Source organism: Fibrobacter succinogenes (genome assembly GCF_902779965.1).
Lineage (GTDB): Bacteria > Fibrobacterota > Fibrobacteria > Fibrobacterales > Fibrobacteraceae > Fibrobacter > Fibrobacter succinogenes_F.
This window is the reverse complement of record NZ_CACZDK010000014.1, coordinates 47,115-69,450: the sequence shown is the minus strand read 5'-3', so window position 1 is coordinate 69,450 and position 22,336 is coordinate 47,115. Positions and strand designations below refer to the sequence as shown.

The window sequence follows — 22,336 nt, the reverse complement described above, 5'->3', positions numbered from 1 at the left end:
CATGTTTTACGTTGAGGAATATAGTTTTTTCTCAAGGAAATAGGAGATTCTCAATTAAATCGGTAATGACAAGCGCATATTTACACGCATGTAATAAAAACAACTGTTTCAATCGGCGCAAAAAATATACATTAAGCCCATGGGGACCTATTTATATTGGGTAGGTCAAAAATTCACATCAAAAAGAAAGAGACCATGCGCGCTATTCTTGCTTTACTTTACTATGTCGTTGTCTTTGGCATTATGCTCATCGCGGGTATCCCGTACACCCTTTACTGCGGTCTCCGCGGCCATTGGGAAGATTGCACCAAAGTTTGCACTTTTGCCTTCAGGAATATCATTTTCAAGATTTTCGGAATCAAGGTTTCCGTTGAAGGGGCCGAAAACATCCCGAACGAAAAGGGCTATGTCATTGTCGCAAACCACCAGAGCTTTTTGGACATCAACGTTATTTGGCATTCCATTACGCCGGCGGCATTCATGGCAAAGGCAAGTCTCTGGAAAGCTCCTGTATTTGGCTGGGTTTTGGACCGCACCGGAAGTATCCCAATCCACAAGAATCCTCGCATGAACGCAGGTCTTGGTAAGCACCTCAAAAAACGTTTCGAACAAAACTACAACATTGCCGTATTCCCCGAAGGCCACCGCAGCGAAGACGGGCACATGTTCAAGTTCCAAAATGGAATTTTCCGCTTGGCAAAAGAACAGCATTTTTCCATTTTACCTGTTACATTTATTAACACTGGAAAGATCCTCCCGAAGGTCAAGTGGGCGGTCTATTCTGGCGAAGTGAAGATGATTATTCATCCGCTTATCCGTTACGAAGATTACGCTGAAAAACCGATGGCAGAACTCCGCGACGAAACACACGATTTGATTGAATCCGTCATGCCGTACAAGCAGGCGGAACTTGCCGCCGCCAAAGCTGCAGAAAATGCAACAGAAAGCGCGGCAACTGAAAACAAGGAGGTTTAATTATGGCTAAAGAATTACCGAGCGAAGAACAAATTATTGCAATCCTTCGTGACGAACCCATGGTAGGGAGCCAGCTCCGTAGCGCTCTCGGCCTCCCGAAAAAACAGAAAATGGCTTTTAAGCAGCTCCTCGCCGACATGATTGAGCGTGGTGTTTTAAAGCGTTCTGCGCACAAGGAATATCAATTGGGCGATGGTGAACCGCTCGAAGACAAGCGTGAAAAGCGCCGCAAGAAACTTGCGGAACAGGGCGTCGAAGACAACCGCCGTCCGGGCGCTCGCAGCCGCCGTCAGACCGAAAAGGATTCCGGCACACGCGTGAAGCGCGGCATTCTGCACCAGACCGGTGACGAAGACTGGGAAGTAACCGAACTCGATACGGGCAAAGTCTATGAAATGTGCCACCGCAGGCAGGCTCCGGGCAAGGAAGGCGAGACGATTAGCTTTACGCTTTATCCGCATCCGAAGCTCAAGCATAGCTATTTGGCGAAGGTGGACCGTTCCGCTGAGTTGAACAACGTAAGTTGGGATGAAGTTAAAAAGCAGTTTATGGAAGAAAGCAATCTTCCCAAAGGTTTCAGCCCAGCTATTGAAAAATACGTAGCATCTATTTCGGATCCGACCGAAAAGGATTTCAAGGGTCGCGTCGATTACCGCAATCTCGACATTCTTTGCATCGACCCCGAAGGCGCCATGGACCACGACGATGCCATTAGCGTGGAACGCACAGCAAATGGCGGCTACAAGCTCGGCGTGCATATTGCCGACGTGAGCTACTATGTGCCCGAAGGATCTGACCTCGACGAAGAAGCGCTCGAAAGAAGTTATACGCAATATTTGCCGTGGACGGCAGTGCCGATGCTCCCGGAAAAGCTTTCCAGCGGTGTTTGCAGTTTGCACGAAGGCGTGGACCGTTGCGCATTCACTTGCATGATGGAACTGGACAAGCACGCCAATGTGCTCTCTTGGGATTTCCACCGCAGTGTCGTAAAAATTACGAAGGGAATCACGTACCAGCAGGCCGTGCAGATGATGGAAGCTGGCGACGACTCCATCAAGGCTCTTGCCGAAGTCACAGCGCTCCTCAAGCAGAACCGCACCAAGGAAGGTTTGCTCGAATTCCAGACAACGGAATATGGCTGCAAGTTCGACGAGAATGGCGAACCGGTCAAAATTGTACCGCGCGAACACGATGAATCGAATTCCTGGGTCGAAGAATGCATGCTTATTGCAAACAACTGCTGCGCCAAGGAACTCAAGCAGCGCAAGCTGCAAGGCATTTACCGTATCCATGAAGCGCCGGACACCAAGGACATCATGGAACTGTACTACATGTACCCGGATCTGTTCAAGGATGCTCCGGTGATGTTGCGTGATTTAGGCAAGCCGCGCAGCGGCGATACGAACTTGAACCCGACAGCATTCAAGCTGTACGAACATTTGGTGAAGCGCGCCCAGGGTGACGAAACGCTCACGAACCGCATTTTGCGCAGTATGCAGAAGGCTCATTACGATAGCAACAGCTTTGGGCACTTCGCCTTGAACTGGCAAGATTACAGCCACTTCACCTCGCCGATCCGCCGTTACGCAGACCTTTGGTGCCATCGTGAACTGGCGCGCAAGGGCAAGGAAATCGATGCCGAACGCGTGAACAGCGTGATTGAAGTTTGCGACTTGATTTCGGCAAACGAAATCAAGAACATGAAGGTAGAACGCATCGCCATCAAGGTGTGCAGCTGCTGGATTTTGAAGAGCCGCATTGGCGATAGCTTCGAAGCAAATGTAACGGGCATCGAAGAATGGGGCATTTACGTTTCCATCGACGATCCGATTGCAGAAGGTCTTGTGCGTTACCGCGATATCACGGGCGACGACTTCTACGTATTCAATCCGGACCAAGGCCTTGCTTACGGAAAGCGTAGCGGTCGCACCTTCCGCCGTGGCGACAAGGTGATGGTGCAGTTGTTGCGCGTGGACCCGTTGCGCGGCCAGGCAGACTTCAGCATCACAGAAAAGCTGAGCCCTGAACCGAAGAAACGCCGCAGCCGCGAAGATACCGAACGCGACATTCGCAATTTCAATGAACGCGCAGACCGCGCCGCAGCCGCCGAAGCACTCGGCTATGTGAGCCAGCCAGATGACGATGACGAATTCGACGAACCGGAATACATTTCTGGCGGTCGCCGTGGGCGTCAGGATTTTGACGGTCCAATCTTTGAACGCACCGGTCGCGATGCCCGCGGTCATAAGGGACTCCGCAAGGGCCGCGACGATTTCCGAGACTCTCGCGATAGCCGTGAAGATCGCCGTTTCGACAAGCGCGGAAAACACGGTTCTGAAAAGCGCGGAGGTCGCGATTCCCGTGATTTCGGAGAAGGATTCCATGTAGCCAGCGAACCGCGCGAAGCAAGACGTGGCCGCAGATCTAGCGAAAAAGGTCGCGGACGCAGCAGCCGCGGAGGCCGCAGAGGAAGATAGCTGATGGACGCATGCAATAAAGTCGCCCTCTATGCCAGTTACCAAACCGGGGAAGACCTCCCCGGCTATGTCCGTTTTGCGCTCAAGCATCTCGCCGAGACCGACTTCAAGGTCGTTCTCCTCACGAATCGCCGAACGCTTTCGAGCGACACCTACGATTTTCTGAAGGAAAACCACATCGAGCTTTTCCTCACCGAAAATCGCGGTTTTGACTTTGGCATGTGGCGGCGTTATTTGCAACTGCAGGCGAACCGCACCGATGCTGCCGGCAACTACGTTCCAGGCATTATTACACGTGACGTGGAACGCTTGCTGCTCATCAACGATTCCATCGTTTATTATCAGAACAAATTCAAAGAATTCTTCGAACGCGCTGAAAACAGCCCCGCCGACGTCGTTTCGCTCACAAGCAACGATGAATTTGCACCGCATTTGCAATCGTTCTTTTTGTACATGAAGCCCGCCGCACTCGGCGTGTTCTTCTTGCACATTTTCGAAACACCCGAGCAAACAGACTTCTACGAAGTCACGCGCAAACTCGAAGTCGGCTTGAGCAAAAAATTCACCGAAGCCGAAGTCGTCATGGAATCGCTTTACCACACGGAACGCCCTGTGTTCTTTGCTTATGACGAGCTGACCCAGCAAGGCGCCGGATTCATGAAGCGCAAACTTTTGGAGCGCCGTTTCAACTACGAAGAAAAGAAACACTTCGTACGCCACCACGCCTACGACGCGCTCAACAAGGACTACACTGCCCTCGTATTAAAAGCAGGCCTTGATGCAGACTTTGACGCAAGCTGGCTCCCGAAATGCAACGAGACACGCTCCGAGCGCATAAAAGACTTTATATGGGAAAAGGGATTCCAACTTGTTGGATTCCCTGCAAAAAGATTATTGGATAAAATCAAGAAATAACTAAAAACAGTTTCCCTTAGACTGTTCGATTAATTGAGCGCGGTGCTTTCTACAATAATACGGCAATTCATCGCTTTCAACAATTATATCTTCATTTTCTAATTTGGGTCCATCCTTATACCACTCCAAAAGTGGCTTGCGACGTTCTTCAAAAATTTTCATTTCATCAGAACTAGCATTGATCTTGTCGATGGCCGCATTTTTCAAGCCAACAAGACCTTCACAAGGATACACATACCCATCAGAATAAACAATTGTCGAAATTCTGTTCACACAGGGCTTTTCACAATTTGGATACAAACGTTCAATCTCTTCGTCAACCACGCTTAGTTCCAAATGAGCACTGCACACAGATTTCATCGAAAACAAGCCATAATGCATAAGAGCATCGTAGGATCCTATTATATTAAAGCCTGAATAATAAGGAATCATATCGCAGAACAAGCGATCTAATTTTTCTTTGTCAATAGGACACTCAGTATCATTAATAACAACAATAACGTGACTAATTAGTTGTTCGATTTTCCAATCCAATACTGTAGAAAAATTTTCGACAAAATAGCCCAATTTTAGTTTTATTCCAGGTGAAAAGTGGCTATCCTTTATCCCTATTAAAATTTTTTTCAGTTCGTCTTTATTAGAAAAAAAATCTTCTCCATAGATTTCCACATTTCGATTACCTATGTTTAAAAAATTTTCTCGCCCTATTTCTTCATATTTTTTTTCTAAACGACTATCTAATTTTTTAAACCAATTAATAAGATTATCAGTTCCTAAAGTAAATTCAGAATTGGAATCATTCATTTTCAAATAAAGCAGCACCTGTTCCATAGAATCAACAAGCGCCTGTTCCACCTTATTCATTCTTTGACCCCTTTGTAGATAATTTTTTTTCTAATACAGCAATAGCTTTTTCTATAGATTCTTGTTGAAGCTTTTCAAAATGCGTCCTTATAATGTTAGTCCTGTTTTCATTAGAAAAAATGAAATGGCAAAAGTCACAACGACTAACAAATCGATTTTCTTCAGGAACATTGCAACCACAATCCGTTAAAATCTTATAGTAAGATTTTGGTCCTAGAAAAACGAGCTGCCTTAGCATGGGATCTGAATTCATGTTGTCCATAATATCGATGATAGAGGAATCATTGATATTACCAAAGTTACAATCACGGCAAGTATCAAAACCTGCACAGCAAGGATAAGCTTCACCATAACTGTTGATCGTAAGCACCAAGCCATCGGCACACATACCATCAATTCCGTGAGCATCACCGTAAAATTCCTCTCTTGGTAGTACCTCAACAGCTCTTCCAGAAGGCGTTACATTACTTGAAGAAATCTGACATGCATGACGCACGGCGAATGGATCTAACATTTTTAAGGCTTCTTCAATGCTATGACTTTTCGTTGTTAGAAAACGAAGATTAGTGCGGATACCATATTTTCGGCAATATATCAAGCAGTTGTTAATACATTCAGCAGAGTTATGCTGAGCATGCCAAAAATCCCATGATATTTCAAGGAGTGTCACGCCAGAATTTTTCATTCTTGCGCATATGGCATCTGCATTTTTTTCCGTTTTTGCCCAAAAGCAATTCGTAGTCGCAGATATTTCTGTAAAACCGGATGCTTTAGCTTCTTCAAACAATGGGAAAAGTACATCAGGATATAGAAAAGCCTCACCACCCACAGCATGAAAACGAGATCCCATACAGGAACTTGAAGCCGCTTCACGAATACATTTTTTTGCAACATTTACATCAATAACACAACTATTGTGGATTCCTGCAGATTGATAACATATTCCACATTTAGCATTACATTTATCTGTAATTTCAATACCTAAACTTAGATATCGAATTGGTTCCGATTGCATACGATAATAATGGTATACAAGATCTTCACCAATCAAATGCTGATTTACTTGTTCTACATTCATTTATTTAAACTTTGTCACCTTATTGATAGAAGAGCGACTTATTACGCGTTCATCAAATTTACCGGCTTTTATCATTGAAGTCTGAGCCGCACCGGTACCAAAAGCAATTTTTACATATTCTACAAATCTTTCAATATCGTTCAATATACAGCAACAATCAGTTTTCAGCTTTTCTGCTAATTTAATATTCTTTTCGCCAATAATGGCACGAGCTTTTTCTGTGAACGGAATATTAGCAACGACATTATCCAAAACAGCCTTGGCAACGTCAGTATCAAGTTTTTCAATTCCATTTTCACGAGCAATTTTTTCCGGCTCAACTACAAACTTTTTCACCAAGTTTTTATCCGTAGCCAATTTTCTCAAAAATGCAATTTGCTCTCCAACTGCATCTAATTTTTCAACCTTTTCAATTTTTTTTACGGTTTTTAAAGGTTTCAGTTCAGCCATAATAAATTCTCCTTGTTTTATTTGTGAACATAATATTTTTGCGATAAGATAATAATTTTTTCATACACATTTCAATTGTATATAAATATTTTCATATTCCGTAATTTCCCAAAAACACAACTATTTAACGTTCAAAACTCAACTGTTTCATTTGAAATTATTTATACAATAATTATCTTTCTATAGAATATCTATTCACTGGATCCTATCGGCCTATGGGTCTCCAGAATGACAAAATTCCCCAACGCAACAGGTATATGGAATGAAGAAATTTGGTTTAACAGCGATTGGCTTTGCTGCGATGTCGGCGTTGTTGGTTGCCGGCTGCAGTTCTGATGGGAACCCCGCTACCGGCGATGACGACTTCAACCTGGATCAGCCGATTTCTCTTCTCGATACTTTGACCGTTACGAGCGCAGCCAACTTGCCTGTTTGCGATGCGAGCCGCGAAGGCCGCGCGTTCTTTGTACAGAACGAAAACATGCCGCACCTTTGCATAAAGGGCACGTGGCGTAGCGCTGCGGACTCCACAGATTTTAGCATTACCTGTAGCGACGGATTTTTACATGCTGTCGACAAAATTGCACATCAGCCTCATTTGAATGTAGATACAGTTCGGTATAGCGGCTTACAACGCGACACCATTCCCGGAGTCGTACAAAACGGTCCTTTCATCTTCGGAACTTCTGTTGTACTAAATGAAGCTAGCGAAATGAATTTTTTCAGGGCCGATGGAAATGGTCATTCCGCAAGCACCTGCGTGCAAACTAACGATGGACATTACACGCTAGAAAGCGTCAGCACAAACTCGAACTACGTAAAAATTTCTGCAACGGGATTCTACAGAAATATGGTAACCGGAGGTTCTTCTGCAAATCCCGTGACGCTGTCGGCATTGACCAAAGTCGCAAGCTCCGTCGAAGGCGCCGGCACAACTCCAATTCGCGTTCGCAATTCCGTCAACGTGAACATTCTCACGCAATTGGAAATTCCGCGCATCGAGCAGCTCGCAATGAACCACATCGAATTCAACGAAGCAAAGGCTCAAGCGGAACGCGAAATTTTTGCAGCTTTCGGGATTGACACGGTCCAATTTTATTTGCAACCGTACTTCACTGATGGCCGCACAGACAAGCCCGTTGCCGAAGATTTGGACATGTTCGGCAATAGCGAGTACAGCGCTGCATTGTTTGCCATTTCAGTCATGTTGCAAGGAGACCGTAGCGAAACCGAAATGATGAGCCTCGCGAATAACCTTGCCGAAGACATCAAGGGAGACGGCGTTTGGAACGATCCAAATTGGAAAATCAAAATTGCAGACTGGGTTGTAGGCCTCGACACGCTCTGGAAATACAATGACATTCGCAACAACGTGTCATCTTGGGGCGTCTCAGCAATCCCTAACTTTGAAAAGTACATACGCGCATTTATTCCCGTCGCATACGGATTCGAGCCCTGTTCTGACGCAAACGCAGGACAAGTCACGTACGTGAATCAAGGGCAAAGCGCACTATTCGCCAACGATTACGAGCATGCCGACCATTCTAGAGTCCGATTCATTTGCGATGCAAATTCCAAGGAATGGCGCATTGCACAGCCTATCGAAAAAGACACCGCAGGATTCGGCCCCGGTGCATACGACAAGGAAGTCCGCGAAGGCCGCGTGAATCACGACACGTATTACATCTTCGACAGCGGCACATGGCGCATCGCCACCCCGCAAGAAGCCGACGGTTTCACCGATATTGCCGAAGTCTACGCAAGCCTCAAGCCCAACGAAAAAGCAGTGTTCATCATCCGTCACAGTGAACGTACCGACAACACAGGCCCCACCGGGCACTTGACTAGCAACGGAAAGACATACGCCCGCAATCTTGGGAAACGCCTTGCCGCTATAGCAAACGAAGACTTTTATTACGGTTACTCCGGCTACACACGCACACAAGAAACTTGTGAGGAAATTGCATTAGGCAAAGGGCAACAGCAATACACACTCGACATTCTCCCTTACATGGATGGCAGCTGGTACGTGAAGGATGGCGCCAAAGCAAACGATTACACAAATGCCGATGGCGGTTGGGTTGTTTATTCCAAATACGCCTTTACTGGTGCCTACGAAGATGCTTTCTATGATTTAAAAACTCGCAGCGAAGAACTCCTCAAGGACAACATCCTCGGCAACATCTCGACAATGAAACGCGTCAACTTTATGTGCACGCACGATTACCTGGTGGTTCCACTTCTCGCCTACACCACCAGCGGGCACGCGAACGTTCGCTATTACGAAAAATGGCGCTGGGTCAATTACCTTTCGGGCGTTGCAATGATTATTTCGCCAGACGGTTCCATTCGTTATGTTCCTGTGAAGGGACTTGAATCGGGAACGATGTAATCGCTATAAAAAAAGCAGAAATGACAAATGCGCGGGCTGTCCCGCGCACTTGAAAATCGAAGGGAGGTGCCCGTTCGGTGACGGGCATGACAACACCTAGTTACTTCACGATTTCAGCGTCCTTGACGTTCTTACCTTTGAGCTTGGAAGAGGTCGAAGTAGAGCCGTTAACTGGCGGGAACTTGCTGTAAATGTACTTGTACTGAGCAATGCTCCAGATGTTACCGATAATCCAGTAGAGCACGAGACCAGACGGCATCACGGCGCTGAACAAGAGCATCATGGCAGGCATCATCCACACCATCATCTTTTGCTGAGCCGGGTCCATGCCGGCGTTAGAACTCATCGTCACCTTGGTCTGGAAGTAGGTCGTTGCCACCATGAGCCACGGGAGAATGGCAAGGCCGGACGGCATGATGATAGGAATGCTAATGCCACTCCAGACAACGTCACTGCGGCTAAGGTCAGAAATCCAGAGGAATGCCGGAGCGCCACGAAGTTCAATAGCGCGGCCGAGCACAAAGAAGAGGCCCATGAAAATCGGCATCTGGATGAGCATCGGGAGACAGCCACCCGTGCAGCTAGCGAGCGGGTTGATGTTATTCTTGCTGTAGAGTTCCATCATCGCAGCCTGCTTCTTCTGCGGGTCGGTACGATACTTCACGTTGATTTCGTCGAGCTGCGGCTTGAGAGCGGCCATGCCACGCGTAGACTTGATTTGCTTCACGGTAAACGGTGTCGTGATACCTCGAACGATAATCGTCACGAGGATAATAGCCACACCGTAGTTCGGGATAATGCTATAGAACATGTTCAAGAGCTTGAGAAGCATCTTGCAAATCCAGACGAACCAGACGTCTGCACCGCACCAGCTCCAGCCGCTCACGATAATCTTTTCGTAGTCCTTGTTGAGCGAGGCAAGATCATCCCACTTGAGCGGGAGAATCATCAAGTCGTAGCCGAGAGACTGAGCACCGCGGAGATCATCGGCGATCGTAAGCTTGTACGTACCCGGATCCACATCGCTATCCACCTTCATCTGCTTAGTCTTAAGAACAGCAGGAACGGCTTCATCAAACTGGACCGTCATTGCCACGTACTTGCGACGAAGACCCGCCCAAACGATTTTGCCTTCAGTTGCATTGAAAGAAGCCTGTTCGCGCGGCATTTCGCGTTCGACAGAATAGCGGTCGTTGAAAACAACTTCGCTGAAGTAGTAAGTACCGCCACCGCCGATGCCCATGAAGCCCTTGGACTTCGGAATATCTTCAGTTTCCTTGAGGCCGCCCTTCCATGCGAGTTCATAAGCATTCGGCTGGAATCCGATAAACTTATTTTCTTGACGGACAGCCGGGCCTTCCTTGGTGAAGCCGTAAGAGCGAATAACCTGATTGCCGTTTGCATCCTGGAACGCAAACTGAACCTTTGCACTGTCGGTCACGACGATCTTTGCAGGCGTGTTGCCCATTTCGAACATCGCTTCGCTCAAGTCTGCGTTGTCGAGCTTCAAGTCGAAAGCGCCAAGCGTCGTATCCTGGATGAGTTCCGGGAACTTGCCGGCTGAATCCGGGAGAGCCTTCACAATCACGCTCTTGACCTTAGCACCCTTGTTGGTAAGGGTCATGATAAACTTGTCGGTTTCGACCGTCACGGAGCGTTCTGCAATTTCTGCCTTCGGAGCGACAGATTGCTTCGCTTCGCTCGCAATGACGCTATCAGAAGCGGCCTCAGTCACAGAACCGCCCAAGACCGGAGCCGCCTTGATTTCAGGCGTTTTCTTAGGCACCACGAGCGTGTTTGCAGAATCCTTGGATACCTGAGCAGCCGTAGCCTTGGCCTTTGCAGCACGAGCGGCAGCCTGCGCCTCGGCGTTTGCATTATTGACAGCCATCCACCAAATCACGATGACCGCGATAAGAATGGAACCAATGAGTGTATTCTTGTTCATTTTTTATCCTTAGGGAGCGGAACCGGATCATAGCCGCCCTTGCAGAAGGGGTTGCATCTTAAAACTCTAAAAACCGCAAGATAGAAACCTTTGAACGGTCCGTGCAGACGTAAAGCTTGAATTGCGTAGTTTGAACACGTTGGTTGGAATCGACAGACCCCATGGAAAAAATAGGGGTGCACCATTTGGTATAGACGGATGGGGGCAATTAACGCCGCCACCAGGGCTTGTTTAACCTTCTGCCACATCCGGCTGCTTATCCCATTCCATCTTGTGGAATATTTTTTGGGCCGATTCACGGAAACGCTCGGAAGACATTTCCTTAGAATTGTCGCTCACGATAATCATTGCCCAAACAGGCTTTTTGATATTCGGGACAATACCATAAAACAGTGGTCGCAGGATCCTACGACACTTATTGCGATACACGGCATTTCCGTTCTTCTTCTTAGCTAAGAAGCAGAAACGACAAAAACCGTCCGGAGCTTCAATCCATCGCATGCTAAAAGCAGGTGTGCGAAGAAACTTCCCTTGGACGGCTACTTGCCGGTAAGCGGGCTGATTAGGCAGCCGATAAGAACGCAGAGTGGCTATAAGCCAGCCCCGACTTACTTCTTATAGATTTCGTCGCTAACGGTGAGGACCTTACGGCCCTTAGCACGGCGACGGCTCAAAACAGCACGACCCCAACGGTCTTCCATACGGGCCATAAAACCGTGCTTGTTAACACGCTTACGATTGTGAGGCTGGAATGTTCTTTTCATGATAAAACCTTTCTATGAAAACAGAATTTTTTGAGACTCAAATTTAGTAAAATGTTGGTATTTATCAAGGGGTAACACCTCACCTAAAGGTTAAAAAATCGCACCAAACGAGACTCAAACAGAAAGCGTTCAGCGAAAGCACAATGTATTAACAAGATGTAAACATGTTTTTTTTAGTAGGAAGTAGGAAGTAGACAGTAGGCAGTGGTTAGGGACTGGTCGCTGGACAATTGATACGCGAGCACACGATTCTAAAACTTAGATCTTTGACCGCTTCGCTCTTAGAACTTAGAAAATGCCCCTAAGTTCTAAGTTCTGCCAACTAAGTTCTATAAAACTCCAAATCCTTTTTATATCTTTTACATATATAATGGAGCAATAGTAGGATTTTATGGAACTTACACCACTTGACATCAGAAACCAGACATTCCACAAGAAAAGCTTTAGCGGCTACGACCCGGATGAAGTGAAGGCATTTTTGGAAACGACCGCCACCGCATTCGAGAATATGTTCCGCGACCGCACAAACTTGACAGAACGTCTGAAAGTTGCCGAAGAACGCGTAAACTACTACCGTCAAATCGAAAAGACTATCCAGGAAGCTGTTGTCACCATGCAGCGCACCATTAACGAAGTCAAGGCGTCTGCCGAAAAAGAAGCCGAGATTATCGTAGCCGAAGCGAAGGCACGAGCCATGCGCGAAGTCGAAAGCATCAAGCGCGAAAGCGAAAACCTGCGCACCGAAATCGAACAGCTCCGCCAGCTCCGCACAAACTACTTCATCCGCTGCCGCGCGCTCATCCACAGCCAAGACGAATTGCTCTCCGCTATGGAAAACGACCAGCAGAAAGAATTCGAAGCCCCAGCCAGGCCGAAAAACGGTGGCATTGCGCTCACTTAGCCTTCGCCATGAGAATAAACATCAAGGTACACGCGCGTAGCAAACGCGAAAGCATAACGCCGCTCCCCGACGGGAGCTACAAGGTCGATGTCAAGGCGCCACCAGTAGATGGCGCCGCGAATGAAGCCATCTGCGAACTCATCGCAGACTACTTCCACGTTCACAAACGCGATGTTTCTGTTGTTATAGGCTCCACGAACAACAAGAAAGTTATCGAAATTTCAGGTAAATAAAAACAGCGGAAATCGAGGGGAAACCAACACGCTATTTTTTGAGCAAGTTGATTATGAAAGTTTCAATTCAGTCAAAAATTTTACTTCTATCTTTATCTTGTACGCTTATCAGTACACTTTCGCTCGGCATTCTCAGCACTATATTCATTAGCCGGACGACACAGCGCAACTCCATGCAATACATGAACGATCAGGCTAGCGCCGAAGCCGCGAAGCTGAACTACATGTTCGAATCGCATGAGAAATACATGATGGCTGCAGCCGCCGGGGTTCTTTCGCAAATAAAAGAAGATTCCACATTTTTAACCGACGAGACAAAGCTTCACACCAACATCGAGGGCATCCAGGAACGACTCCATTCAACCATATACAACCTCTCGGGAACAAAAAGCGTCTATGTTAGATTCAATCCACAAATTGTAGATTCAAACGAAGGCATTCTTCTCGTTAGAGCTAATCCAGACGATCAATTTAAACCATATAAATTAACAAATATTTTGCAATTCAGTCCAACAGATATGGAACATGTCGGTTGGTATTACAAGCCCATTCTATCGGGCAGCCCCATCTGGCTCCCTCCCTATTACAACAAGAACTACAATTCCTACATCATTTCTTACGTCATCCCCATGTTCCTGAACAACAAGGAAATAGGCGTTGCAGGTATAGATATCGACTTTGAATTATTGAGCAAGCAACTTTCGCAAGTCCGCATCATGACATCGGGATTTGCATTCCTAGAAGACAACGAAGGGCTTGTTGTTTACCACCCCACCCTCCCCGCAGGGCTCACGTTCAAACCCGAAGACGATCAAGTTAAATTGACGTACCCGCTCCAAAACGGCATGAAGCTTATCATGGTCGTGCCAACGGTCGAAATCAACGCCCAACGCGACAAGCACATCAAACAAAGTATTATTTTCATTTTACTCCTTTTATGCTTCACAACAGCCATCTCGATATTCTTTTCGAGGACCATTACAAAATCGCTTAAGAAGCTCACTGCAGAAGCAAAAAAGATGATTACCGGCGACATGAATGCCGATTTCAATATCAATCAAAACGACGAAATCGGCGATCTCGCCAAAAGTTTTACTGCCGCTAAATTCCACATCACTCAATACATGAAGCAAATGCAGGGCCTAGCTTTCCAGGATTCGCTCACGGGCGTTCGCAACAAGATGGCCTACGACAATTACCTGAGCGATTTGGACCAGCGCATACAAACAAACGATATAAAATCTTATGCCATCGTCGTTCTTGACCTGAACAACCTTAAGGAAATTAACGACACCTACGGTCACGAAAACGGGAACGAATATCTCATCAATTCGTGCAAGTTAATTTGTCAGGTATTTACGCATAGTCCGATCTTTAGAATTGGCGGCGACGAATTCATTGCCATTCTGACTGGAGAAGATTTAAAACAATCCCACAACCTTCTAAAGAAACTCAGGGAAGGCATGGTGGCAACCAAGAACGCAGCGTTCCCGTGGAAACACATTTCCATTGCATACGGTATCGAAATTGCAGAATCGGCCAAAGACACAACCATCGCGGAAACATTCAACAAAGCCGACAAGAACATGTACAAAAACAAGCGAGCCATCAAACTTGCAGAGCAGGGGCAACCCGCACAAGACGAAAAACCGCGCTAGGTAACAGCAAACGCATTACGCCTTGTTCCGGAATTCCTTGGGAGATTGCCCTGTAAATTCCTTGAACGCCTGCGCAAACTTGCTGGAATTTGTATAGCCCACGCGGCCCGCAATTTCGGCAATATTCAATTTTCCATCCAGCAAAAGCTGGGTGGCTTTTTTCATGCGGTACGTTTTGAGGTACGAGTAAATAGAATCGCCATACGCAAGCTTGAAATACTTTTTCATTTGCGTCGGGCTCATTTCGATTTGCTTGGAAAGCTGTTCGAGCGTCAAATGATCCTCGATGTTTTCGCGAAGAATTTCGCGCAGGAGTTCCATTTTGCCTTTGTATTGGCTCGGGATTTTGGCAGCAGTCTCGTATTTGGCTTCGGAATCGAGGCGACTCAAGAACAGAATCAGTTCGAGCACTTTGATTTTGAAATACGGCAAGCGGATGTTTTTAGGGAGCCTGTACAGTTCCGAAAAGATATGACTTACATGTTCGCTCGACGGGAGTTTTAACGGGAGTGTAAGCGGCTGGATTTTTTGAATCAGGGCCGTAAAGTCCACCCCCACCGCCTTAAACATGTTCATGAGTTCGCCCTGGCAGCGATCCATTGAAAATATGACGGCAATACCATGGTAGCAGTGTACGGGGAATTGATACGTCTTGCTTGCCGGCATTTGATCCAAGAGCAACAAACCGTTTTCTTCCATGGAGCGCGGCGAAGAATTCGAATCGAGCCATTCCGAACTGCCGTTATGGCAATGCAAGACGATCAGGCTCTTTCCTTGATTTTCAAAGTTGAAGGAGAATTCCTTGAGATGGAAATTGCTGTAAAAAACCTGCAATCCAGGCAAAACATTATACACTAGAAGATGCCCAGTTCCCGTTTTATTTTGAAGCATATAATGCGAAAAGAAATCTGTATTCTGTATTAGAATCAGATTTCTATCTGGGATAGGCTTTATCATATTTCACTCTCTCAAAAATTAGATTAAACCAAGTATTTTAGACCAAACAAATTTTATTAGATTAAATCAACTAACTTAGTCTAGACTAAATTTAAGCAATTTTCAAGAAAGCGTCAAGTAACTTATCTAAAAGAAAAACTTACCTTTTACCCATATTTGTGTATTTTTCTTGTAAGTTTCAAACGTTCCGCGCCGCCCTCCAAGCCAATCCGCGCCCAAAGAGAGCGTAATCTGGTCATTCAACAGGTAATCTGCAGCAGGACGGACATAAAAACCAACATTATCTACGTCAAACATCCCGTAAACGGAAAGCTTGAGCGTATTGTTCAAGACTTCCTTGGAGATTCGCGCCGTAATCATGGAGGTATTTTGCTCGGTCCCCAACACATCGCGATAATCCATAATGACCTTATGCATGTACTGCGCCATGATGGTCCAATTGTTACCAGCATACCAATCGATACCGATCAAGCCATTAAACGATTTTCTGAACCAGTAATCCATTGAATTTTTCAAGGCAATCGGCTCGCCGAAATACACAGCCACTTCGCCACGAATTACAATTTCGCCCGCCGGAATCGAGACATCGCCACCAACAACATTCATCGGTTCATAAACACCCTTAATCACAGCAGATTTCGTTTCTGGATCAAAGTTTACAATCGTTATCGGAGACTTGTTGAACGTGTGTAGCGCCGTAAGCGAGAAGTCCAGATTTTCAAGGAAGAACCGGAAACGACCGCCAACTTCGCTATTCTTGATGTGTTTTGCAGGCGTGTCGCTCAAGTCCATGCGCATGCCATTAGGCACCGGCATTTGCCATGGATTATCATCGCTTGTCGGAATCACGAAATATTCGGGAACCGGCACAAAGACGACTTCGGCAGAGAAACTTTCGCCTGGGTACTTGAGGTTAATTGCATTTACAGGCACACGAATATCGTCATAATCATTCGCCATGAATTCGGTGTAGTCCATAGGCGAAATCAAATCCGTAAGGCGCAGGCCATCGGCAACGCCCCACGTAACGATTTGACGACCCGCCTTGACTTCGAGGAATTTGCCAGCATAGTCAAAATAGGCTTCGCGAAGGAATGCGCCAGTTTGATTTTCAATAATGCCATTGTAAGCGAGGTTCACACTCGAAAAGAGCGAAGCTTCGCCGTAATTGGCACGCATTTCAAGACGGAGGCGTGTCCTAGAAGACATAACCTGCTGTGGGCTGCGCAGTTGCAAAGCGTGGTACGAATCCACAAAGCCGTTCAGCTGGATAGACAGTTCGTCTTGCGCATGCGCGGATAAGGCGAACGCCGCGGACAATAACATCGATCGAATCATAGATTGCTTCGTCATCTTATTCCTCGCAATGACGTTAAAGGTTGTGATGCGACAGGCTGCTTGCAGACTGGCATATCACAATCGCAGGTTCATGCACCCTGTGCAATGACGTTAAAGATTGTGATGCGACAGGCTATTTGTCATTCCCGCGAAAGCGGGAATCTCCATTCCACTTAAAAAAGCCATTATTCATAATCAAGGAGATGCCCGCTCGCTGGCGGGCATGACAAGAAGCAGAAATTTCTTCCTACTTGTACTCTCGCTTCGCTCAAGTACCAAACGCCGGGCTCGGTCATGTTCAAGCAAGCTTGACCGCGACTCTCGCCTATTGCGTTTGTCCTACCGTCTACTGTCTACTTCCTACTACCTACAGTCCTCTTTCCAGCTTATTCACCGTAAAGATTTTGGAATCGAGTTGAACGTTGAATTTCGGATCGAGGAAGAGAAGTTCCGTAGAGTGGCCCGTTTGCACGTTTTTCATTTCCATCTTGCCGACAGTCCAGAAGCCATCAACTTTCTTGATGTCTGAAGAAATCATTTGACGATGGAGCTTGCCGAGTTTGTCGTAGAATTCGACCTTTTCGACAACGTCACAATCCTTGCGGATCCAGACGAGCTTTTTCGAGAAGATTTCGCCTTCCTTCTTGGGAGTCGATTCAACAACGTAATAGTTGAAGCCGTTAGCAGATTCTTCGCGCAAGAGCTTGTGAGAATCTTCATCGACATTGCGCTTGCCGATATCATCGTATGTGAAATCGGAACCCATGAAGTAATCGGTCTTGGAACTCTTTCCGCTGATGCGGCGAGTCTTCTTCAGAGCGGGCAAGTAAAGCCACTTGTCGTCTTCCTTGTTGACATCATCGTAATTCACGGTCAAGAATCCCGTACCCTTTACATCGTTGGGGTATTGGAAGAACATGATGGTTTTGGTGTCTGCGCCCACGTCCATCGCGTAAGAGGTAATCTTACGGACGCGAGTGCCGCCATTCTTATTCACGAGTTTCATTTCCATCGAGGAAGAACGCGTGTCGCCATCCGGACGGTCCTTGACCTTGATCATGATATCACGGGCGTTTTGTTCGGCAGCAAAGACAAACGATGCCGAGAGCAACAGAGTTGCAACGAAATTCTTTTTCATTTTTAATTCTCCTTTCCACTTAAATTTTCTTTTCCAAAGATATGGAACTTTTTGACGAGTACCGGCGTCACGAGCAAGTCGGCCAAAAGGGCAGAGCCAAGGCCAATCGAGAGCACAAAGCCAAAGTTGAAAAGCATCGTGCATTTAGAAGTCATGAATCCGCCGAAGGTCGCGCACATAATAAACGTTGTCATCACAAGGGCTGTACCGGTAGAGCGATACACGCGGAGGATTGCGCTGGAGTAATTCTTATTGCGTTCGAATTCTTCGTTTGTGTGGTTCACAAAGTGAATCGTATCGTCAACAGCAAGGCCAATGACCATCGGGATAATCGTTGCACTCATCATGTCGAGCGGAAGGCCCATCCAACCGAGGTAACCGCCCACAAAAATGGCAGGAGCTACGTTCGGGATCATGCCGATAAGTCCCGTACGCAGGCTGCCAAAGACAATCATCAAAAGCACAGCGACAATCACGATGGAAATTCCGAAGGAACGAATTTGGCCCTTCACCAGATACTGCTGCATCGTGGTAAATTGCGGAATGTTACCGACTGCAGAAACCGTTGCTTCAGGGAAGAGTTCCTTGCCCTTCTTGGTGATGGCTTCAATTTCCTTATCCAGTTCGTTCGAATTGTAAGTGCTGATTTCAACCATCATGCGGAGGTAACGGTAATCATAGTCAATCCAGTAATTCGATTCGGAACCGCCTGCGTTTTCGTAGAGCAAGAGGAGCTGAGCCACTTGTTCTTCGGTATCGGGGATGCGGTAGAATGATTCGTTATTTTCATTCACAGTACGGTTCAAGTCCTTGACAATATCAAGAATCGAAGTGAGGCGCTTGCTCAGCGGGAATGATTCGATGTATTTGCCGTATTCATCGAACTTTTTCAAGTTCTCAACTTTCTTGGCATCATCGGGATTCGGGAATTCAATTTCGAGGTCGTAAGAATAGACGCTACCAAGCGGCGATTCACCCATTTCGAGAATCTTGCTCACATAAGGAACCTTGCGGCCCATAGTGCGTTCCACATCGAAGGAGGGTTCCATCTTGAACATTCCCACGGCAGAAATCGCAGCGATAATCGTAAAGCATGCAAGAATTTTACCACGGTGAGTTAGAACAAACTTACCGATACTTTCCATCATCAAAGCCATGCGCGTATCACCACGTTTCAAGACATTCGGATTCGGCTGCTTATCCTTACCAAAGCTGAGAAGAATTGGAGACACCACAAGCACCACAGCAAGCACAAAGCCCACAGAAATGGCGGACAACAGACCTACGGAACGAATGGGGCGAAGCATCACTGTGAGGAATGACAACAACGCCACAATCGTCGTAAGCCCAGAGAACAACAGCGACCAACCCGTTTCGCGAACGGCATGGACAACGGCATCTTTGCGTTTTCCGTGCAAGAGCATTTCTCTACGGAAGAACGAGTAAAGGTGGATATTATAAGCAATCGACACTGCAAAAGCAAGGAACGGCGGAATCATCATGTTCGTAGAGTCCATGTAGAGTCCGAGATAACCGACCAAGCCAAACGTCATCAAGATGCCCGAAAGAGAGCTCAAAATCGGCGAAACGACACCGCGCAAAGAACGCGTAACAAGAGTCATCACGATAATGGCGCAAATCATCGCAAGCATCATCACACGGCCCATTTCAACGTTGATGAACTTCATCTTTTCGGAGCTCATGTAAGGCATACCGCCAGCGTTCGGATGGAGCGGGGCGTATTCCGGCTTGTTGATGATGTCATAAGTTTCGGCACCCGTCTGCATGTCAGGCGAGATTTTGCCTTCGGCCTTCCACACGGAATCTTCAGGGAACGGGCGAAGTTTCACGATGACGAACGTATTCTTGCCATCGGCACTCACGAGCTTTTTCAGGAATTCCGGCTTTGCAGCCACGCGACGCTTGATTTCAGCAATGCCAGCTTCATCCGTCGGGATTTCATCTGGGACAATCTGCGTGATTTCCATGCCCTCTTCGGTTCCGAGCGTGTATTCAATGTTCGTAAGCGAAGTGACGGTTCCGTTAGAATACGAAAGATTGTCGCGGAGATCTTCGGAAAGCTTGCGCAGCAAGCGGAGATTTTCCGGCTTGTAGATGTCATCGCATTCCGTGAGGACAGAAACAAAGTAATCGTTTCCGAAAAGTTCCTTAAACTTGTCCGTTTGAACAAGCATCGGGTCGCCTTCGACAAAATAGCTATCCCAGGAAGTTTCTACGTAAATTTTCTTGGCGCCAATGACAGATAGCACAAGCAGAATCACGAGACCTGCAATAAACCGAAAACGATGCGAAATCAGGAACTTCGCAAAGTCTTCGAACATTTGGTTCACCTTTTCGATGTTGATTCGAATCCGAGACATACTCACTCCTTCTTTAATTCATTGACAAACTGTATGTTGTAAATTTTTTCCATCTGGAGAACGTCCAATACTTCGGCAACTTTTTCGTAGGGCGTTTTCTTGTCGATTTTCAAGGCAACCGGAGCCTTTTTGTTTTGCACCGCGGCGCTCTTATTTTTCAAAAATTCGATAGTCGCGATTTCGCCGTTCACGGCAATTTCTGTTTCAGAAAGTTCGATAAAGAACCCTTCGGAAACTTCTTGCTTGACTTCGCTTGACGTTTCGGGCAAGAGAAGTTTAAGGACGGACTTGTCCTGCTTAAAGACTGAGGTCACCAGGAAGAAAACCAGCAACAAAAAGACACAGTCAATAAGCGGTGTCATGTCCAAGGAGATTCGACGACGTCTTTTAGCCATTTTAAGCCCTTTCTAATCTTCTGGCATCGCGTTCTTGCAAAGTCTTTCCCAAATGCAAAAGCACTTGGTTTTCGACTTCGTCTTGTTCCTGTTCCATTCGAGCGTTCAGGTAATTGAAAGCAAGCACGTGCGGGATAGCGACCACAAGTCCAAGGACCGTTGTCACGAGAGCAAACTTAATGCCCGTCGCAAAAGCGGATGGATCATCAAGACCTGAAGCCGCTATCACCGTGAAAGCGTTAAAAATGCCAACGACTGTACCTAAGAGGCCAAGCATCGGAGAAATCGATGCAATGTTTTCGACCGTCGTAAGCCCCTTCGTGAGAGGAGAAAAAGCAAGACCAATTTCGGTACGAATACTTTCGGTAATGATGTGATGGTCCGTATTGCATGTCACCACACGATGAATGACCTTGTCAGTCAATCGTGGCTGCACTGTTTTATTGAAGACTATAAGCGAAATCACTTTCCAAATGATAATGGCATAGCCAACAAAGTTCATGGCCACCAAGATGTAGCCAATGTAACCACCTTGCTTTATAAATTCAAGAATAAAATTCATTACGACCTCCCGGCATTAAGTTTGTACTGGATTGGAATTTCTATTCTCCAGCGTTCTTTTTCTAAAAGTTTTGGAATGGGATCAAATTTGCCCATGTTGGTAACGGCTTCTAAAGCGCTATTGTCCAGCGAAGAATAGCGGCTCGATTCCGAGACCTCGATTTGCTCAATTTTACCATCCGCAAGGATGGTGAACCTCACACGTACTGTGCCCTCCTGCTTCAAGCGTTTAGCCGTCGCAGGATAATCCTTGATCTGTTCCAACTGTTTTTTGAGCGAGCGCAAGTATGTGCGGGTCACCATTTTCACTGAATCAGCCGAAGGTTTGGGGGGCGCCTTAACTACGGGAGGCGCGGGCGGAGCCGGCGGAGCTTCAACAACAGACTCTGCGACTGCAACAGGAGCCGTTTCTACAATCGGTTCTGGCTCCGGTTCCGGGATTTTTTCTTCGATCGGTTTGTCAACGACCTTCGGGATAATTTTAGCACGAACGACTTTTTTCACGACCGGAGGCGCTTCCGGCGGAGGCGGCGGTGCAATATAGACCTTCTCCGCATGAATTACGGGAGAATCCGGGCGATGCACCGGAATTTCTTTCTTTTGGAACAGTGGATTCAGCAAGGTTGCAGCATGGATAAGGATTGCAACGACAAGCCCGACATAAAAGGCCTTGTTGAAAGACAGTGCTGAATAAATCCGTTTGCGAGTCATTTTTGATTACTTCTGTGTTCACATTAGGACGCAAAAAAATAAATCCAAATGGGCGCTCGATTCTACTCTAAAAGGTTGAAAAACAATCCAATTAGACTAGGGTAACATTTTTATCACAAGTGATGTTTTAAAACGAATTTCGCCAACAATCCAAAGAGTTTTGCTTAAATCCAATCCGTCTTAAATCAGAAAAAAATCCT

Annotated in this window: 21 protein-coding genes; 7 read left to right on the top strand and 14 right to left on the bottom strand. The window is 46.6% G+C overall.

Features of this window, described 5'->3' with window-relative positions; genetic code table 11:
• Positions 1-195: 195 nt before the first annotated feature.
• Genes HUF13_RS08325 through HUF13_RS08315 form a run of 3 tightly spaced genes read left to right on the top strand, consistent with a single transcriptional unit; the run spans position 196 to position 4,367 of the window.
• On the top strand, positions 196-975 hold the full coding sequence (locus HUF13_RS08325; protein ID WP_173474699.1) for a 1-acyl-sn-glycerol-3-phosphate acyltransferase: 780 nt from the start codon (positions 196-198) through the stop codon (positions 973-975).
• A 2-nt stretch (positions 976-977) separates the two neighbouring features.
• Entirely contained in the window at positions 978-3,452 is a 2,475-nt protein-coding gene (locus HUF13_RS08320) for a ribonuclease R family protein (RefSeq protein WP_173474698.1), read from the top strand.
• A gap of 3 nt (positions 3,453-3,455) precedes the next feature.
• Entirely contained in the window at positions 3,456-4,367 is a 912-nt protein-coding gene (locus tag HUF13_RS08315) for a hypothetical protein (protein WP_173474697.1), read from the top strand.
• On the opposite strand, the gene HUF13_RS08310 is transcribed toward HUF13_RS08315, so the two are convergent.
• From HUF13_RS08310 to HUF13_RS08300, 3 genes are read right to left on the bottom strand one after another with little or no spacing between them, the layout of a single operon-like run.
• Entirely contained in the window at positions 4,368-5,231 is an 864-nt protein-coding gene (locus tag HUF13_RS08310; RefSeq protein ID WP_173474696.1) for a hypothetical protein, read from the bottom strand.
• On the bottom strand, positions 5,224-6,309 hold the full coding sequence (locus HUF13_RS08305) for a radical SAM/SPASM domain-containing protein (RefSeq protein ID WP_173474695.1): 1,086 nt from the start codon (positions 6,307-6,309) through the stop codon (positions 5,224-5,226). Before HUF13_RS08305 ends, HUF13_RS08310 begins: the two co-directional genes overlap by 8 nt.
• Positions 6,310-6,759 carry a hypothetical protein gene (locus HUF13_RS08300; protein ID WP_173474694.1) on the bottom strand — a complete coding sequence of 150 codons (450 nt, stop codon included), beginning with the start codon at positions 6,757-6,759 and terminating at the stop codon, positions 6,310-6,312.
• Positions 6,760-7,021: 262 nt separating this feature from the next.
• On the opposite strand from HUF13_RS08300, the gene HUF13_RS08295 reads away from it, so the two are divergent.
• Positions 7,022-9,151 carry a histidine phosphatase family protein gene (locus tag HUF13_RS08295; protein ID WP_173474693.1) on the top strand — a complete coding sequence of 710 codons (2,130 nt, stop codon included), beginning with the start codon at positions 7,022-7,024 and terminating at the stop codon, positions 9,149-9,151.
• 100 nt (positions 9,152-9,251) lie between these two features.
• Here the strand turns inward: HUF13_RS08295 and HUF13_RS08290 are convergent, their stop codons facing one another.
• From HUF13_RS08290 to rpmH, 4 genes are read right to left on the bottom strand one after another with little or no spacing between them, the layout of a single operon-like run.
• Positions 9,252-11,099, bottom strand: a complete 1,848-nt coding sequence (locus tag HUF13_RS08290; protein WP_173474692.1) for a YidC/Oxa1 family insertase periplasmic-domain containing protein — start codon at positions 11,097-11,099, stop codon at positions 9,252-9,254.
• Complete coding sequence (gene yidD / locus HUF13_RS08285; RefSeq protein WP_173474691.1) at positions 11,096-11,347, bottom strand: membrane protein insertion efficiency factor YidD; 252 nt, start codon at positions 11,345-11,347, stop codon at positions 11,096-11,098. The genes HUF13_RS08290 and yidD overlap by 4 nt, the downstream gene beginning before the upstream one ends.
• Positions 11,331-11,669 carry a ribonuclease P protein component gene (locus tag HUF13_RS08280; protein WP_173474707.1) on the bottom strand — a complete coding sequence of 113 codons (339 nt, stop codon included), beginning with the start codon at positions 11,667-11,669 and terminating at the stop codon, positions 11,331-11,333. The genes yidD and HUF13_RS08280 overlap by 17 nt, the downstream gene beginning before the upstream one ends.
• A gap of 38 nt (positions 11,670-11,707) precedes the next feature.
• A complete protein-coding gene (rpmH, locus tag HUF13_RS08275; protein ID WP_014546417.1) occupies positions 11,708-11,863 on the bottom strand; it encodes a 50S ribosomal protein L34 in 156 nt (51 codons plus the stop codon).
• A gap of 391 nt (positions 11,864-12,254) precedes the next feature.
• On the opposite strand from rpmH, the gene HUF13_RS08270 reads away from it, so the two are divergent.
• From HUF13_RS08270 to HUF13_RS08260, 3 genes are read left to right on the top strand one after another with little or no spacing between them, the layout of a single operon-like run.
• Entirely contained in the window at positions 12,255-12,764 is a 510-nt protein-coding gene (locus tag HUF13_RS08270; protein ID WP_173474690.1) for a DivIVA domain-containing protein, read from the top strand.
• An 8-nt stretch (positions 12,765-12,772) separates the two neighbouring features.
• Positions 12,773-12,997, top strand: a complete 225-nt coding sequence (locus HUF13_RS08265) for a DUF167 domain-containing protein (protein ID WP_173474689.1) — start codon at positions 12,773-12,775, stop codon at positions 12,995-12,997.
• Positions 12,998-13,050: 53 nt separating this feature from the next.
• Entirely contained in the window at positions 13,051-14,655 is a 1,605-nt protein-coding gene (locus HUF13_RS08260) for a diguanylate cyclase domain-containing protein (protein ID WP_173474688.1), read from the top strand.
• A gap of 15 nt (positions 14,656-14,670) precedes the next feature.
• On the opposite strand, the gene HUF13_RS08255 is transcribed toward HUF13_RS08260, so the two are convergent.
• The 7 genes from HUF13_RS08255 to HUF13_RS08225 all read right to left on the bottom strand — a co-directional run bounded on the left by HUF13_RS08255 (position 14,671) and on the right by HUF13_RS08225 (position 22,136).
• On the bottom strand, positions 14,671-15,546 hold the full coding sequence (locus HUF13_RS08255; RefSeq protein WP_304038972.1) for an AraC family transcriptional regulator: 876 nt from the start codon (positions 15,544-15,546) through the stop codon (positions 14,671-14,673).
• 192 nt (positions 15,547-15,738) lie between these two features.
• Positions 15,739-16,965 carry a DUF1302 family protein gene (locus HUF13_RS08250; protein WP_173474686.1) on the bottom strand — a complete coding sequence of 409 codons (1,227 nt, stop codon included), beginning with the start codon at positions 16,963-16,965 and terminating at the stop codon, positions 15,739-15,741.
• Between the two features lie 352 nt (positions 16,966-17,317).
• A complete protein-coding gene (locus HUF13_RS08245) occupies positions 17,318-18,088 on the bottom strand; it encodes an outer membrane lipoprotein-sorting protein (protein WP_173474685.1) in 771 nt (256 codons plus the stop codon).
• A gap of 2 nt (positions 18,089-18,090) precedes the next feature.
• Entirely contained in the window at positions 18,091-20,469 is a 2,379-nt protein-coding gene (locus HUF13_RS08240; RefSeq protein WP_173474684.1) for an RND family transporter, read from the bottom strand.
• 2 nt (positions 20,470-20,471) lie between these two features.
• Positions 20,472-20,864 carry a biopolymer transporter ExbD gene (locus HUF13_RS08235; RefSeq protein WP_173474683.1) on the bottom strand — a complete coding sequence of 131 codons (393 nt, stop codon included), beginning with the start codon at positions 20,862-20,864 and terminating at the stop codon, positions 20,472-20,474.
• A gap of 1 nt (position 20,865) precedes the next feature.
• Positions 20,866-21,426: a MotA/TolQ/ExbB proton channel family protein gene (locus HUF13_RS08230; protein ID WP_173474682.1), complete on the bottom strand. Its 561-nt coding sequence runs from the start codon at positions 21,424-21,426 to the stop codon at positions 20,866-20,868.
• The gene (locus tag HUF13_RS08225) at positions 21,426-22,136 is read right to left on the bottom strand and encodes an energy transducer TonB (RefSeq protein ID WP_173474681.1); all 711 of its coding nucleotides are present in this window, start codon (positions 22,134-22,136) and stop codon (positions 21,426-21,428) included. The genes HUF13_RS08230 and HUF13_RS08225 overlap by 1 nt, the downstream gene beginning before the upstream one ends.
• Between the last annotated feature and the right edge of the window lie 200 nt (positions 22,137-22,336).